At 74.2% G+C, this 15546-nt stretch carries 13 protein-coding genes; 12 read left to right on the forward strand and 1 reads right to left on the reverse strand.

Going from position 1 to position 15546, the window contains the following annotated elements; translation table 11 throughout:
• Positions 1–36: 36 nt before the first annotated feature.
• Both ftsY and J2X64_RS13465 read left to right on the forward strand, forming a co-directional pair.
• Positions 37–1251: a signal recognition particle-docking protein FtsY gene (gene ftsY, locus J2X64_RS13460; protein WP_310155319.1), complete on the forward strand. Its 1215-nt coding sequence runs from the start codon at positions 37–39 to the stop codon at positions 1249–1251.
• 2 nt (positions 1252–1253) lie between these two features.
• A complete protein-coding gene (locus tag J2X64_RS13465; RefSeq protein ID WP_310155322.1) occupies positions 1254–2345 on the forward strand; it encodes a hypothetical protein in 1092 nt (363 codons plus the stop codon).
• A 44-nt stretch (positions 2346–2389) separates the two neighbouring features.
• Here the strand turns inward: J2X64_RS13465 and J2X64_RS13470 are convergent, their stop codons facing one another.
• Positions 2390–3820 carry a lipase maturation factor family protein gene (locus J2X64_RS13470; protein ID WP_310155324.1) on the reverse strand — a complete coding sequence of 477 codons (1431 nt, stop codon included), beginning with the start codon at positions 3818–3820 and terminating at the stop codon, positions 2390–2392.
• An 89-nt stretch (positions 3821–3909) separates the two neighbouring features.
• Between J2X64_RS13470 and J2X64_RS13475 the strand changes: the two genes are divergently transcribed.
• From J2X64_RS13475 to J2X64_RS13520, 10 genes are all read left to right on the forward strand, one after another.
• Positions 3910–4407 carry a hypothetical protein gene (locus J2X64_RS13475; RefSeq protein ID WP_310155327.1) on the forward strand — a complete coding sequence of 166 codons (498 nt, stop codon included), beginning with the start codon at positions 3910–3912 and terminating at the stop codon, positions 4405–4407.
• Entirely contained in the window at positions 4404–5312 is a 909-nt protein-coding gene (locus tag J2X64_RS13480; RefSeq protein ID WP_310155331.1) for a hypothetical protein, read from the forward strand. The genes J2X64_RS13475 and J2X64_RS13480 overlap by 4 nt, the downstream gene beginning before the upstream one ends.
• Positions 5309–6328, forward strand: a complete 1020-nt coding sequence (locus J2X64_RS13485) for a hypothetical protein (protein ID WP_310155333.1) — start codon at positions 5309–5311, stop codon at positions 6326–6328. Before J2X64_RS13480 ends, J2X64_RS13485 begins: the two co-directional genes overlap by 4 nt.
• An 80-nt stretch (positions 6329–6408) precedes the next feature.
• On the forward strand, positions 6409–7050 hold the full coding sequence (locus J2X64_RS13490) for a maleylpyruvate isomerase N-terminal domain-containing protein (protein ID WP_310155338.1): 642 nt from the start codon (positions 6409–6411) through the stop codon (positions 7048–7050).
• 124 nt (positions 7051–7174) lie between these two features.
• Positions 7175–8626 carry an ammonium transporter gene (locus J2X64_RS13495; RefSeq protein WP_310155340.1) on the forward strand — a complete coding sequence of 484 codons (1452 nt, stop codon included), beginning with the start codon at positions 7175–7177 and terminating at the stop codon, positions 8624–8626.
• A complete protein-coding gene (locus J2X64_RS13500; protein ID WP_310155342.1) occupies positions 8623–8961 on the forward strand; it encodes a P-II family nitrogen regulator in 339 nt (112 codons plus the stop codon). Before J2X64_RS13495 ends, J2X64_RS13500 begins: the two co-directional genes overlap by 4 nt.
• Before the next feature lie 140 nt (positions 8962–9101).
• Positions 9102–11477 carry a [protein-PII] uridylyltransferase gene (locus J2X64_RS13505; protein ID WP_310155345.1) on the forward strand — a complete coding sequence of 792 codons (2376 nt, stop codon included), beginning with the start codon at positions 9102–9104 and terminating at the stop codon, positions 11475–11477.
• A gap of 129 nt (positions 11478–11606) precedes the next feature.
• The gene (ffh, locus tag J2X64_RS13510; RefSeq protein WP_310155347.1) at positions 11607–13211 is read left to right on the forward strand and encodes a signal recognition particle protein; all 1605 of its coding nucleotides are present in this window, start codon (positions 11607–11609) and stop codon (positions 13209–13211) included.
• Positions 13208–14032 (forward strand): alpha/beta fold hydrolase, encoded by an 825-nt coding sequence (locus J2X64_RS13515; RefSeq protein ID WP_310155349.1) that lies wholly within the window; start codon positions 13208–13210, stop codon positions 14030–14032. The genes ffh and J2X64_RS13515 overlap by 4 nt, the downstream gene beginning before the upstream one ends.
• A 118-nt stretch (positions 14033–14150) precedes the next feature.
• Positions 14151–15545 carry a wax ester/triacylglycerol synthase domain-containing protein gene (locus tag J2X64_RS13520; RefSeq protein WP_310155353.1) on the forward strand — a complete coding sequence of 465 codons (1395 nt, stop codon included), beginning with the start codon at positions 14151–14153 and terminating at the stop codon, positions 15543–15545.
• The last annotated feature ends 1 nt before the right edge of the window (position 15546 follow it).

Here is a 15546-nt window from a genome sequence, read left to right on the forward strand (position 1 = left end):
GGCGGCCGTCGGACGGGTCCGCCCGTCGATGAGAGGATGGCGCGCGTGATCGATCAGCTCTGGGAATGGATCGCCGTCGCGGTCGTACTGCTCGTCGTCCTCGTCGGGGGCCTCGTCGGCCTCACCCGCGGGAGGGGCGGACGCACCAAGGAGGCGCCACGCGGCAGGCAGCCCTCGGGCGACGTGCTGCCGGGCGTCGGGGACGACGCCGAGCCGCCGCGGGACGCGCCGAAGCGGTCGGTGCAGGACGCCGGCTCCATCGACACGCTCCCGGTGCCCGAGGACACGCTCGTCGAGCCGCCGCCGACCCCCACGGTCGAGCGCCCGGCCGAGGTCGCCGGCCGCCTGACGCGCCTGCGCGCCCGCCTGGCCCGTTCCAACAGCGCGCTCGGGCAGGGCCTGCTCGCCCTGCTGTCCCGCGGCCGCCTGGACGAGGAGGCCTGGGAGGAGGTCGAGGACACCCTCATCGCCTCCGACCTCGGCGTGGAGGCCACCACCGAGCTCGTCGACAGCCTGCGCTCGCGGGTCAAGGTCGAGGGCACGACCGACGAGGCCACCGTGCGCGCCTGGCTGCGCGAGGACCTGCTGCGCCTGGTCGACCCGACCATGGACCGCAGCGTCGCCAGCTCCCGGGTGGGTGAGCGTCCCGCGGTGGTGCTGGTCGTCGGCGTCAACGGCACCGGCAAGACCACCACGGTGGGCAAGCTCGCCCGCGTGCTCGTCGCCGAGGACAAGGACGTCGTCCTCGGTGCGGCCGACACCTTCCGTGCCGCCGCCGCGGACCAGCTCGAGACGTGGGGCAGCCGCGTGGGCGTGCCGACCGTGCGCTCGGACCGTGAGGGCGCCGACCCCGCGGCGGTCGCCTTCGACGCCGTCAGGGCGGGCGCCGAGATGGAGGCCGACGTCGTGCTCGTCGACACGGCCGGACGGCTGCACAACAAGGTGGGGCTCATGGACGAGCTGGGCAAGGTCAAGCGCGTCATCGAGAAGCAGAGCCCCATCGACGAGGTGCTGCTCGTCCTCGACGCCACCACCGGCCAGAACGGGCTGCGGCAGGCCGAGGTGTTCGCCCAGGTCGTCGACGTGACCGGCATCGTCCTCACCAAGCTCGACGGCACGGCCAAGGGCGGCATCGTCGTGTCGGTGCAGCGCAAGCTCGGCGTGCCGGTGAAGCTCGTCGGCCTGGGCGAGGGCCCGGACGACCTGGCGCCGTTCGACCCCGAGGCCTTCGTCGACGCCATCGTCGGCTGACCGTGTCCCGGCGCGTGGCCGCCGCTGCGGCGGCCACGCTCGGGTGCGCCCTGCTCGCCGCAGGAGCCGCGCGTGCCGGTGGGCCCGCGGCGCTCTCCACGCGAGCCGCGTATGCCGCCGGGCCTGCGGTGCCGCGCGACTTCCACATCGAGGACCCTCGCGTGACCGAGTCCTCGGGGCTCGCGCGCAGCGTCCGGCACCCCCACGTGGTCTGGACGGCGAACGACTCCGGGGACAGTGCCCGGATCTTCGCCGTCGACACCGGCACCGGGCGCACCGTCGGCGTGCACACCTTCGGCGCCCCCGTGCGCGATGTCGAGGCGCTCGCCGTGACCCCGCAGGGGCGTGTCCTGGTCGGCGACATCGGGGACAACGGCCGCAGCCGCGACCACGTGACGGTCTACTGGTTCGACGAGCCGGCCCTCGGGGACACCACCGGCGGCTGGTCGTCCTGGGACCTGGTCTACCCGGACGGGCCGCACGACGCGGAGTCGCTGGCCGTCGACCCGCGCACGGGTCGCGTCGTCGTGGTGACCAAGGCGGGGTCCGGCGGCGTGTACGCGCTGCCCGCACGGCCGAGCCGCGCCCGGGAGAACCGGCTGGTCCGCGTCGGCGACGGTCCCGCCGTCGCGACCGACGCGGTCTGGCTGGCGGACGGGTCCGCCCTCGCCGTGCGGACCTACACGCAGCTGGTGCTGCTCGACCGTAGGACCTTCGCGGTCCGGGCGTCGGCCCTGCTGCCCCTGCAGCCGCAGGGGGAGACCCTCGCGCTCGACCCCGACGGTCCCGGGCTGCTGGCCGGGTCGGAGGGGAGGGGCTCCCTGGTGCAGCGCGTCGCCGTGCCGGCTCCGGCCACCCCGGCTCCGGCCACCCCGGCTCCAGCCACCCCGGCGCCGTCCGGCACCGGCACGACGGCCCCCACCGCGACATCGACCGGGCCGAGCGCCGGTGGGGCAGGGACGTCGGACCGGGACGACGCGGGCACGCGCGGCGACGGGCGCGCGCTCGGCGCCGTGGCTGCACTCGGTACCGTCGCCGCGGTCGCAGGGCTCGCGGCGGCCGCGACGCTGCGCCGGCGGCGCCGGCGGCAGTGACCACCCGACGGGCGCTCTCCGGCTGAGCCCTCGCCGGACGGGCGTCAGGCCGGCCCGCGGTCCCGCAGGACCTGGGGCGGTGCGAACCGGCCGACGACCTCGCGGTGCCACCAGGCGCCGGTGCCGCGGCGCTCGGACCAGGTGGTGAACCGGTACCGGTACAGCGTCGCCCGGACCACGGCGGGCGGCTCGTCCGGGAAGGGGTTGTGCCGCAGCAGCCGCAGCGTCGCGCGGTCGCCCTCGAGCAGGCGTTGCAGCAGCCTCGGGAACCACGGCTCGGCATACCGGGGCGAGATGGCGGCGAACCACAGGAGCCAGTCGAGGCGCAGGTGGTACGGCGCCCACTGGCGCGGCAGCCGCCGCACGGCTCCCGGCTTGCCCTTGAACTCGTACTCCAGCCACGGCGAGCCGGTCTGCGCCGCGGAGCCCTCGACCACGACCTCGTACCGTGTCCGCGTGACGCTGCCGAACGCGCCGTAGGTGTTGACGAGGTGGAGCACGTCGAAGGAGGCGTTCATGGCCTGCTCCTTCGACACGAGGTTGAGCGCGGGCCGCCGGCTGAGGACGACCACGAGCACGACCAGGGCCAGGCAGGCGACCACCCACCACAGCGGCGTCCCGGTCGCGCCGGGGTCGGGCCGCAGCGGCAGGACGTGCCGCCAGAACGAGTCCGGGACGACCACGAGGCCCAGGACGATGGCGCTCCAGTTGAGCCAGGCGAAGTTGCCGCTGAGCACCAGCCACAGCTGCGTGACGACCATGACGACCGCGCACCAGCCGGCGACCGGCTGCGGCAGGAACAGCCCGAACGGCAGGACGAGCTGGGTGACGTGGTTCGCCGCGACCTCGACCCGGTGCAGGGGCCGCGGCAGGTGGTGGAACCACCACGACAGCGGCCCGGGCATGGGCTGGGTCTCGTGGTGGTAGTACAGGCAGGTCAGGTCGCGCCAGCAGGCGTCACCGCGCCACTTGATCAGGCCCGCCCCGAACTCCAGCCGGAACAGCACCCACCGCAGCGCCACGAGCACGGGCAGGGGCGGCGCGGTGTCGGCGTTGCCCAGGAAGACCGCGAGGAACCCGACCTCGAGCAGCAGCGACTCCCACCCGAAGCCGTACCAGCGCTGTCCCACGTTGACGATCGACAGGTACAGCGCCCACAGGACCAGCCACACCGCCATCGACAGCGGCAGGGGCAGCCGCTCGGTGATGCCGACGACGGTCAGGGCGGCGAGACCCACGCCCGTCCAGGCGACACCGGCGAACAGCCCGTCGGAGTAGCGCCAGTGGAACAGGCTGGGTGAGCGGCGGAACGGCACCCGCGCGACGAAGGCAGGGACCGGCAGCAGGCCGCGGCTGCCGAGCAGCGCCCGGAACTGCAGCGCGGCGGCGAGGAAGGCGACGAGGTAGAGCCCGCCCAGCCCGCGCTGGAACAGCAGGCGCGAGACCCGGTAGCCCTCGGCGGCGAACCAGTCCACGGCGTACCGGCTCAGCCCACCCGCGAGCCCGGTGACCGCACGACGTTCCGGTCCGGGACCATCCCTCCATCATGGCCTACCCTGACCGCGTGGCGACCGGGGTGGACGAGCGCGTCGAGGTGCGGGAGCAGGAGCCCGTGCAGCGTCTCGGCGGTGCCGCGAAGGCCTGGCGGACCGTGGTCGTCCTGCTGCTCGCGGGTGGGTTCTGCGCCGGCTCGCTGGTCGGGGACGACGACTGGTGGCCGTTCTCGCCGTGGCGCATGTTCTCGACGTCGCAGGCCCCGTCGGGGTCGGTCTGGTCGACCGGCATCGAGGTGCAGACCGCAGCCGAGCCCGGTCGGTGGCAGCCTGCCCCGCTCACCCCCGAGAACACCGGGCTGAACCGCGCGGAGATCGAGGGCCGCATCCCGCAGATCGAGGGTGACCCCGCGCGCCTGGGGACGCTCGCCGCCAGCCACGCGCGGCTGCGGCCTGACGCCCCGGCCTGGACGGCCCTGCGGGTCGTCCGCCGCCTCATCGTCGTCGTCGACCGCAAGCCGACCGGCGAGGTGCGCACCGAGGTGCTGGCGCAGTGGAGCGCACGATGAGCCGGCAGGACCCCGTGCGTCCGGTCAGCGCCGCACGACGGCTGCAGGGCTGGCTGTTCGAGCCGGTGCCGGTGGCGCGGGTCGCCGTGCTCCGCCTGCTCGTCTTCGCCTTCGTCGTCGTCGACGTGCTCCTCCTGCACACCTCCGGCTGGTACCACGGCTGGGCCGACCCGGTCTGGTACGAGCCGCTCCTGCTCGGCACGGCGCTGCACCTGCCCGCGGCCACGGTCGTGCTCGTCCAGGTGCTCAAGTGGGGCTGCGTCGCCGCCGCCCTCGCCGCGATGACCGGCAGGGCCCCGCGCCTCCTCGGCTGGACCGTCGCGGTCGCGTGGACGTGGTACCAGTACGTCGCCTTCTCCTACGGCAAGGTCGACCACGACCGGGCCGACTTCGTCGTCGCCCTGGCGCTGCTGCCGACGGTCGGCCTGGCGCACCTGTCGGACCGCCGCCGCTCCGAGGCCGCGGGCTTCGCGCTCCGGGCGGTGCAGCTGGCCGCCGTCGCGACCTACTTCCTCTCCGCCTGGGCCAAGGTCCGGTTCGGCGGCTGGGAGTGGGTCAACTCCGCGACGATGGTCCGGGCCGTCGTGCGCCGCGGGACGCCCATGGCCCAGTGGCTGCTCGAGGTGCCGTGGACGCTGCACTGGTTCCAGTGGGTGCTGTTCACGGCGGAGCTCACCTCGCCGGTCATCTTCCTGCTGTCCGAGCGGTGGCGCCGGCGGGTGGTGGCCGCGTGGTTCGTCTTCCACGCCATGACGTATGCCGCGATCACCATCGCGTTCTGGCCGCACCTCGTGATGATGCTGGCCTTCCTGCCGCTGGAGCGGTACGCCGCGTCGCTGCGGGCCCGCGTCGGCGACCTCTGGCGCGGGCGGCTGCCCGCACGACCCGTGGGGGACCGCTCGTGACCGCGCCGGACAGGGACGCGTTCGGGCGCGACGAGTCGGACCACGCGGACGCTGCCGGCTCGCCGCGGCACGCGGCAGGCGCCGAGGAGCTGCCCCCGGCGGTGCTCGCGGAGGCGCAGGCACCGCTGCCCGACGGCGTCACGGCATACCACCGCGCGCTGCTGGAGGCTGCGCAGGCGCACGACGTGATCCGCATGGACCACCTGGTGTTCGGGTGGTCGCAGGCGCGCGGCGTGCTGCGGCCCGACGGGCCCGAGGAGCTGTCGCAGTGGGCGGTGCTGGACCGCCGGCTGGGACAGGTCCTGCTGGGCGCCGGCCACCCGGCCGCCGCGCAGGTGCTGGCCGAGTCGATCGAGGCGGCCGCAGCGGCCGGCGACACGCTCGAGGAGATCCGCAGCAGGATGGCCTTCGTGCCTGTGGAGCTCGGGGTCGGCGACGAGCAGGCCCTGCAGCGCGGCCTGGGGTACGTCGAGCAGCTCCTCGCGATGGACGAGCCGGGGCACGCCGCCGGCGGGCTGATGGGGCTGGCGCACGTCGCCCCCGAGGACATGGCGCCGACCCTGCTGCTGCGGGCCTCGCACTTCTACGAGCAGGACGGCGACGCGGGCTGGGCGGCCGAGGCGGCGACCCTGGCCGTCCGCGCGATGGTGGCCGTCGACGACCCGCGCACCGACGACACCCTCGTCCGGGCCCGAGCCCTGGTCGACGCGCACCCGACCGTGGAGCTGCGCATCTCCCTGGCCGAGCTCGAGGCGCTCGTGCTGTGGCGCGGCGGCGACCCGGACACGGCGACGGTCCTGCTGCAGGAGGCCATCGGCGCCGCCGAGCGCACCGGCCGGCCGGTGCCGCCGGACCTGCGGATCCTGCTGTGCGACATCCTCGTCGAGTCGGGCCGGTTCGAGGGGCTGAGGGAGCCGGCGCAGGCCCTGGTGGACGTGGCCCGCCTGGTCGAGGACGACGAGCTCGCCTCGATGGGGGAGCGCTACCTGGCGCTCGCACCCGACCCCAGGGCCTGAGGACGGCCGACGTCCCGGGTCGACGGGCCACGGTCGACGAGGCGGGTCGGGGTGTCGGCGCGCGTCGGTAGGGTCGGGCCATGAGCCTGAGCGAGCACCGCACCGCGTTCCTGGAGTCCGTGGCCACCGCCCGCGAGCTCGCCGGGTCGGCGGCCGTCCGCGACGCCTGGGCGCGCGAGAGCGCCTGTGCCGGGATGAGCGTGGGAGGGCTGGCACACCACCTCCTCAACCAGGGGGTCACCGTGGCCCGAGGGCTGTCGGCCGAGCCGAGCGGCGAGGTCATCCCCATGCTGGAGCACTACCGCCGCGCGCCCTGGGTGGCGGCGTCCCGTGCCGGGCAGGTCGACCCCGACCAGAACGTCCGCGACGACGAGGCGGCGAAGGCGGGCCCCGACGCGGTCCTGGCCACCGTGGCCGGGCACACCGACGGGCTGGCCGACCTGCTGGCCACGCCGCGCGACCCCGACACGATCTTCATCCCGTGGCAGGGCTGGTCGCTCACCACCGACGACTTCCTCACGACCCGGATGATGGAGGTGCTCGTCCACGCCGACGACCTCGCGGCGAGCGTCGGCGTCCAGACGCCGCAGTTCCCCGAGGCCGCCGTGGTGCCGGTCGTCGGCCTGCTCGCGGCCGTCGCGGCCGACCGGCACGGCGCCACCGCGGTGGTGCGCGCCCTGAGCCGGCCGCAGCGCTCGCAGGGCCCGGTGTCGGCGCTCTGACCAAACCTTGACCCGCGGCATACCGGCCCGCGAAACCTGATTCTTACGCCGGTGACCCTTCGCTAACACGCCCGTAACAAAGCCCGGCACGACTCGAAACCGGCGCCCGCCACAGTTTCCTGCCATGAGCGCAATTACCTTCGTGGCGGCCGACACGCCGTTCACCGACAGCGGGAACACCGCGTGGGTCCTCGCCGCGGCGGCCCTCGTGCTGTTCATGACCCCCGGCCTCGCCCTCTTCTACGGAGGCATGGTCCGGACCAAGAGCGTCCTCAACATGATGATGATGAGCTTCATCACCATGGGGACGGTCGGCACGGTCTGGGTCCTGTGGGGCTACAGCGAGACGTTCGGCCCGGACGCGGGTGGGGGCCTCATCGGCAACCCCTTCACCCACTTCGGCCTCAAGGGCGTCCTCGACCAGATCTACGGCTTCGTCCCCGCCGACGCGGCCAAGGGCGTCGCCGCGGCGGGCGGCATCCCGGCCCCGGCGTTCGTGGCCTTCCAGGTCGTCTTCGCGATCATCGCGGTCGCACTGGTCTCCGGCGCGATCGCCGACCGGGCCAAGTTCACCGCCTGGACCGTCTTCACGGTCGTGTGGGCGACGCTGGTCTACTTCCCGGCCGCCCACTGGGTGTTCGCCTTCAGCGGGTATGCCGCGGAGAAGGGTGGCTGGATCGCCAACAAGGCCGACGGCCTGCTCTTCGGCGGAGCCGGCGCGTACGACTTCGCCGGTGGCACCGCGATCCACATCAACGCCGGTGCGGCGGGCCTGGCGCTCGCGATCGTGCTCGGCAAGCGCATCGGCTTCGCCAAGGACCCGATGCGCCCGCACAACCTGACGCTGGTCATGATCGGCGCGGGCATCCTGTGGTTCGGCTGGTTCGGCTTCAACGCGGGCTCGGCCCTGGGCGCCGGCACGCAGGCTGCGGGCGTCTGGGTCAACACCCTCGCCGCCACCTGCACCGCCATGCTCGGCTGGCTCCTCACGGAGAAGTTCCGCGACGGCCACGCCACCTCGCTCGGTGCCGCCTCCGGCGTCGTCGCCGGCCTGGTCGCCATCACCCCGGCCTGTGCGACGGTGTCGCCCATCGGCGCCCTGGTCGTCGGCCTCGTCGCCGGCGTCGGCTGCGCCCTCGCCGTCGGCCTCAAGTTCAAGATGGGCTTCGACGACAGCCTCGACGTCGTCGGCGTCCACCTCGTGGGCGGCCTCATCGGCACCCTGCTCATCGGCCTCCTGGCCACCAAGGGCAGCCCGACCGGCGCAGCCGGCCTCGACGTCAACGAGGGCCTGTTCTACGGCGGCGGCCTGTCCCAGCTGTGGGCGCAGTTCCTCGGCGCGGCAACGGTGCTCGTGTTCTCCTTCGTCGTCACGTACCTGATCGGCCTGGCCATCCACAAGACGATGGGCTTCCGGGTCGACGAGGCCGACGAGGTCTCTGGTGTCGACCTCAGCGAGCACGCCGAGTCCGCCTACGACATCACCGGGCACTCTGGTGGCAGGTTCGGGTCCGGCGGCGCCGTCTCCACCTCGCCGTCCACCGCGTCCAAGACCCACGAGGGAGCGTCCGCATGAAGCTCGTCACCGCCATCATCAAGCCGCACCAGCTCGACGAGGTGAAGGAGGCCCTGGAGGCCTACGGCATCTCGGGCATGACCGTCAGCGAGGCCTCCGGCTACGGCCGGCAGCGCGGCCACAGCGAGGTCTACCGCGGCGCCGAGTACACCGTCGACTTCGTGCCGAAGGTGCGGGTCGAGGTCCTGGTCGACGACATGGACGCGGCCTCGGTCGCCGACGTGGTCCTCAAGGCCGCGCAGACCGGCCGGATCGGCGACGGGAAGATCTGGACCGTCCCGGTCGACGACGTCATCCGTGTCCGCACCGGCGAGCGGGGCCCCGACGCCCTGTAGGACCGCCACGAGCAGGGGAGGTGCCCGGAGCCCAGGAGCCCCGGGCGCCTCCCCGTGTCGTGTGGAGAGGAGCGGACGACCTAACACGGACGTAACACCAGTGCAGGCACCCGGAAACGTCGGCACGGCACCGTAGGAGCATGAGCGTGGAGCAGATCGACCTGGCGGCCCGCCGCCTCGACCTGGCCGGCGCGCGGGGGTTCGACGCGCCGGGCGCGGGCACCGCCCGGCGCGAGGCCATCGCCACGATGACCCGCGAGTGGCTCGGGACGGTCTGGGGCCAGGCCCTCGACGGGCGCTCCACCGAGGGCATCGCACTCGCGGCCGTGGGCAGCCTGGCCCGCGGGGACGCCGGCCCCCTCAGCGACCTCGACCTCGTGCTCCTGCACTACGGGCGATCCCTGAGCGGGGAGGACCTGCGCGGCCTCGCCGACCGCGTCTGGTACCCCGTCTGGGACGCCGGCGTGAAGCTCGACCACTCGGTCCGCACGGTGAACCAGTGCCGCACCGTCGCCTCGGGCGACCTCACCGCGGCCGTGGGCCTGCTCGACCTGACCTGCGTCGCCGGGGACCCCGAGGTCGTGGCGGCCGCCCGCTCCACCGTCGCGCACGACTGGCGCGCCAACGCGCGGCGCCGGCTGCCCCAGCTGCTCGACACGCTGAAGGCGCGGCACGCCCGCCACGGCGACCTCGCCCAGAGCATCGAGCCGGACCTCAAGGAGGCCCACGGCGGCCTGCGCGACATGACGATCCTCGGAGCCCTGGTCGCCGCCTGGCTGACCGACCGCCCGCACGAGGGGGTGGACGAGGCGCACCGCGTGCTGCTCGACGTGCGCGACGCCGTGCACGTCGTCACCGGTCGCGGTCGCGACCGGCTCGGCCGCGAGGAGCACGACGCCGTCGCCGCCCTCCTCGGCCACGCCGACGCCGACGACCTGCTCACGGCCGTCGCGAACGCGGGCCGCACCGTGGCATACGCCCTCGACGGCACCGTGCGGCGGGCCGGGCAGTCCCAGCGCGCGCGCACCCTGCGCGTCGGGCCGCGCCGGCCGCAGCTCAACCCGCTCGGGTTCGGCATGTTCGAGCACGACGGCGAGGTCGTGCTCGGGCCGCGCAGCGCGCTGTCGACCGACCCGCTGCTGCCGCTGCGCGCTGCCGTCGTCGCCGCCCGCAACAACCTGCCGATCGCCCCGACGACCCTCGGCAACCTCGCCGGCCAGGCGCCGACCCTGCCCGAGCCGTGGCCGGAGATCGCCCGCGACCTGTTCGCCGACCTGCTGGCCACCGGCCCCGGGCTCATCGCGGTGTGGGAGGGGCTCGACCAGGCCGGCATCGTCGACCGCTGGATCCCCGAGTGGGCGGCCGTCCGCTCGCGCCCGCAGCGCAACGCGGTGCACCGGCACACCGTCGACCGCCACCTCATCGAGACGGTGGTCCTCGCCGGCGGGCTCGTCCGGCAGGTGGGTCGGGCCGACCTGCTGCTGCTCGCGGCCCTGCTGCACGACATCGGCAAGCTGCCCGGCGCGCACGACCACTCCGCCACGGGCGCGCCGATCGCCCGCGCCGTCGCGACGCGCCTGGGCTACCCGGCGGCCGACGTGGACGTCGTCGAGACGCTGGTGCGCGAGCACCTCACGCTCATCGACCTGGCCACCCGGCGCGACCACCAGGACCCGGGCACGGTGACCGCGGCCCGCGCGGCGGTCGGCGGCTCCCGCGACGTGTTCGACCTGCTCGTCGCGCTCACCGAGGCCGACGCGAGCGCTGCCGGACCGCAGGCCTGGACCGACTGGCGCGCCACCCTGCTGCGCCAGCTCGCCGAGGCCGCTCGCAGCGGCTGGGAGGAGGGGAGCGTGCCGCCACCGGCGCAGACCGTGACCGTGGACGCGTCCGACCTCGAGGCGGTCGCCGCGGGGGAGCCCCGGGTCGTCGTCCGGCCCCAGGGCGGGTCGTACCGGATCGACGTGTTCGACCGCGACCGGCTGGGCCTGTTCGCCGACACGGCCGGGCTGCTCGCGGCGCACGGTCTCGTGGTCCGGACCGCGATCCTGCGCACGGTCGACGGGGTCGCCGCCAACGAGTGGCACGTCGAGAGCCCCAGCGGCGAGGCGCCGCAGGCCGACCGGATCGTCCGCGGGCTCGAGCGGCTCGCCACCGGCGACCGTGCCCCGTTGGGGCTGCTCGAGCGTCGCCGCCAGTTCGCCGCGCGACCGAGCGGGGAGTCGGGCACCGGGTCGCCCGGGCAGGCGAGGGCGCTCGTCGTCCCGCACGCGTCCGAGGACGCGACCGTGATCGAGGTGCGGGCGCAGGACCGGCCGGGGCTGCTGCACGACCTCGGGATCGGGTTCGCCAAGGCGGGCCTGTCGGTGCGCTCGGCCCACATCGCCACGTATGCCGGCCAGACCCTGGACACCTTCTACGTCACCGAGTTCGGTGGTCGCCTCCTCGCGCCCGCCACCGTGGCGCGGACCGTGGCCATGATCATCGACACGTGCGACGGCACCGCCCCCGCCTGACCCGGCACCCGGCATACCCCGCGCCGCGCCCGCCTGGGTCTTTGAGCGATTGCGGCGGTCCTGGCCGCCGCGATCGCCCAAAGACCCGGTTGGTCTGCCGGGTGGTGCCGCTCGATTAGTCTGGGGCGCGTGTTCACGAGCCTGTCCGACCGCCTGACCGCCACCTTCAAGAACCTCCGGGGCAAGGGGCGGCTGTCCGAGTCCGACGTCAACAGCACCGTCCGCGACATCCGTCTCGCACTGCTCGACGCGGACGTCTCGCTTCCGGTCGTCAAGAAGTTCACCCACGCGGTCCGTGAGCGCGCCCTCGGTGCCGAGGTCTCCGCCGCGCTCAACCCGGGGCAGCAGGTCGTCAAGATCGTCAACGAGGAGCTCGTCGAGATCCTCGGCGGCCAGACGCGGACGATCCGGTTCGCGAAGAACCCGCCCACGGTGATCATGCTCGCGGGCCTGCAGGGTGCCGGCAAGACCACCCTCGCCGGCAAGCTGGCGTACTGGCTCAAGGACCAGGGCCACACCCCGATGCTCGTCGCCGCGGACCTCCAGCGGCCGAACGCCGTGACCCAGCTCGAGGTCGTCGGCCAGCGGGCCGGTGTCCCGGTCTACGCCCCCGAGCGCGGCAACGTCGGCGGCCACGACGCCGTCGGCCCGACCGGCGAGGGCACCCGCAGCTTCGGCGACCCGGTCGCCGTCTCCCGCGCCGGCATCGAGCAGGCCAGGCGCGCCCAGCACGACGTCGTCATCGTCGACACCGCCGGGCGCCTCGCCGTCGACGCCGACCTCATGCAGCAGGCCGCCGACATCCGCGCGGCGATCTCGCCCGACGAGGTCCTGTTCGTCATCGACGCGATGATCGGCCAGGCGGCCGTCGAGACCGCCCTGGCGTTCCAGGACGGCGTCGACTTCACCGGTGTCGTGCTGTCCAAGCTCGACGGCGACGCCCGCGGTGGTGCGGCCCTGTCGGTGGCCTCGGTCACCGGGCGGCCGATCATGTTCGCCTCCACCGGCGAGCAGGTGAAGGACTTCGAGGTCTTCCACCCCGACCGCATGGCCTCGCGCATCCTCGACATGGGCGACGTGCTGACCCTCATCGAGCAGGCGGAGCGGGCGTTCGACCGCAGCCAGGCCGAGGAGATGCAGCGCAAGTTCCTCGCCGAGGAGGACTTCACCTTCGACGACTTCCTGGGCCAGATGGCCGCGCTGAAGAAGATGGGCGGCCTGAAGTCGATGCTCGGCATGATGCCGGGCATGGGCCAGATGAAGGCCCAGCTCGACAACCTCGACCCCAAGGAGTTCGACCGGGTCGAGGCGATGGTCCGCTCGATGACGCCGTTCGAGCGCACCCACTCCAAGCAGATCAACGGCTCGCGCCGTGCCCGCATCGCCAAGGGCTCGGGTGTCGAGGTGTCCGAGGTCAACGCGCTGCTCGAGCGGTTCACCGAGGCGCAGAAGATGATGAAGCAGCTCGCCCGTGGCGGCGGCATCCCCGGGATGCCCGGCATGGGCGGCGGTCCCGGCAAGCGGGGCAAGCAGCAGCCGCAGCGCAAGAAGTCCAAGTCCGGCAACCCCGCCAAGCGGGCTGCGGAGGAGCGGGCGGCGGCCGAGCGCGCCAACGCCCCGAAGACGGCCCCCACCGGCGCCTCGTTCGGCGGCGGCACGGGCGCCGGCAACGGTGCCCCGGACCTCGACCCGGCGAACCTGCCCGCGGGCTTCGAGAAGTTCCTCGGCCGGTGAGCGGCGCGGCCGCGCCGCTGCACACCCTGTCGGTCGGCACCGCCGGCCCGCGGGTCGCGTTCCTGCACGGCCTGTTCGGGCAGGGGCGCAACTGGCAGCAGATCGCCAAGGCCCTGTCGGGCCCGGACGGCACCGCCGCCCGGTGCACCCTCGTCGACCTGCCCGACCACGGCCGGTCGCCGTGGTCGCGGGAGTTCTCCCTGGAGGCGTATGCCGCCGCCGTCGCCGACACCCTGCGTGCGACCGCACCGGGGGAGCGGTGGGTCGTCGTGGGCCACTCGCTCGGCGGCAAGACCGCGATGGCGCTCGCCCTGCACCACCCCGACCTCGTCGAGCGGCTCGTCGTCGTCGACATCGCGCCGAAGTCCTACGGCTCGCTGGAGCGGTTCGAGGGCTACATCCGCGAGATGCAGTCGCTGCCGCTGGCCGAGCTGACCAGCCGGGCCGACGCCGAGGCGAGGTTCCAGGAGCCCGATCCCGGCGTCAAGGCGTTCCTGCTGCAGAACCTGCGGCGCCACGGCGACTCCTGGCGCTGGCAGGCCAACCTCGACCTCGTCGCGGCGGACGCCGACACGGGCACCCTCTCCCGCATCGCCGGCTGGCCGCTCGCGCCCGGGGACGTCCCGGCATACGAGGGCCCGGTCCTGTGGATCGCGGGCGCGGAGTCCGGGTACGTGAAGCCGGAGGACGCCGAGGCGATGCGCGCGCTGTTCCCGCGCGTGCGGCAGCTGACGGTCAAGGGCGCCTCCCACTGGGTGCACACCGACGCGCCCGAGGTCGTCACGGAGGCCCTGCGCCGGTTCGTCGCGCCCCTGCACTGAGCCAGGGGCCTGCAGGGTCGGTCTCCGGCGTGGGCACCTCTCGCGCGGCGCGCGTCGAGTCGCGGCACCGGGACCTTGGGCCGGGCCCCGCCGTCCAGACCCCGCCTACGGTCGAGACGTGGTCGTCACCAGGATCAGCGCGAACGACGCCATGCAGCTCGCCGCCGACCGCCGTGCATGCCCGCCGATCCAGCTGGGCGCGCTGCTCGAGCTCGATCCGGGTGGCGACGCCGTGGCCGATGCCAAGGAGGTCGCACGCGTGCTCCGCGGCCGACTGGCCACCGTGCCACAGCTCGGACGGCGGCTTGAACGGGCACGTTGGGGCGTCGGACCACCTCACTGGGTGCGCACCGACGACGAGCCGGAGGTGACCGTCGTCGAGCTGGGTCGGGCCGGACCGGCGTCCGGAGGGACGACCCGGCCAAGGACCGCACGTGCGGTCGAGGACCGGCAGGTGCTCGACCACTTCGCCGACCTGGTGACGACGAGGTTGCGCCCGGACCGACCTCTCTGGCGCGCGGAGGTGCTGGCCGACTCGCGCGGCCGGCCGGTCGGGGTGGCGCTCGTCGCCCACCACGTCGTGACCGACGGGGTCGGGGGACTGAGCCTGCTCGACGTGCTGGCGGACCCGGTGGCCGATCCCGCCGCGGATCACCCGTCTCACCGGACCGGGGTGTCCTCGGCGGCTCGAGGCGGAGCCACAGCAGGGGAGGCGGGGCGCCAACCGTCCCGCGCCCGGTGTGCAGGCCTGCGGCGGCTGCTGTGGGCCGCACGCGAGCTCGGCATACGACGCACCCAGCTCGCCGACCGGTGCTCGCTGTTGCAGCCGACCGGACCACGGCGCAGGCTCGACGTGGTCGACGTCGACCTCACGCGGGTCCAGGAGGCGGCCCGCCACCTCGACGCCACGGTGAACGACGTGGTGCTCGTGGCCGTCAGTGGCGCCCTGACCCGCCTGCTGGAGCATCGCCACGAACCCGTGCGCACGCTGGTCGCGTCGGTCCCCGTCAGCGCACGGGAGGCGGGACGAGAGCTGGGCAACGCCGTCGGTGTGCTGCCGGTGCGGATTCCCGCGGTGGCGGACGCGCAGGTGCGGCTGGCGGCGATCCGCGCCGCCAGGAGGCGTCTGGCGGAAGGGCGCCGGGGGTCGTCGTCCGCGCTGTTGGGGCCGGCCTTCCGGCTCCTGGCCGCGGTCGGGGCCGTGCAGTGGTTCGTCAACCGCCAACGACTCGTCCACACCTTCGAGACCAACGTCCGGGGCCCGGTGCGGCAGCTCGCCATCGCGGGGACCCCCGTCCGGAGGATCGTGCCGATGGCAGTCAACCCGGGCAACGTCACGGTGAGCTTCGGCCTCCTCTCGGCCGGCGGCCGACTGGTGCTCGGTGTGGTCACCGATCCCGACCACGTCCCCGACCGCGACGTCCTCGTCGACGCGTTCACCACCGAGCTCGACCGGCTGCTCGGTCAGGAAGCACGGGCGGCCCGAGGGGAGGGGGCGGGCGCCGCTCGCTAGG

The organism is Phycicoccus sp. 3266 (assembly GCF_031456495.1).
Lineage (GTDB): Bacteria > Actinomycetota > Actinomycetes > Actinomycetales > Dermatophilaceae > Pedococcus.

Excerpts from the sequence above, each read along its gene's own strand:
- ftsY (WP_310155319.1), top strand. The coding sequence starts at position 37 with ATGGCGCGCGTGATCGATCAGCTCTGGGAATGGATCGCCGTCGCGGTC.
- J2X64_RS13480 (WP_310155331.1), top strand. The coding sequence starts at position 4,404 with ATGAGCCGGCAGGACCCCGTGCGTCCGGTCAGCGCCGCACGACGGCTG.
- J2X64_RS13490 (WP_310155338.1), top strand. The coding sequence starts at position 6,409 with ATGAGCCTGAGCGAGCACCGCACCGCGTTCCTGGAGTCCGTGGCCACC.
- J2X64_RS13495 (WP_310155340.1), top strand. The coding sequence starts at position 7,175 with ATGAGCGCAATTACCTTCGTGGCGGCCGACACGCCGTTCACCGACAGC.
- J2X64_RS13500 (WP_310155342.1), top strand. The coding sequence starts at position 8,623 with ATGAAGCTCGTCACCGCCATCATCAAGCCGCACCAGCTCGACGAGGTG.
- J2X64_RS13505 (WP_310155345.1), top strand. The coding sequence starts at position 9,102 with ATGAGCGTGGAGCAGATCGACCTGGCGGCCCGCCGCCTCGACCTGGCC.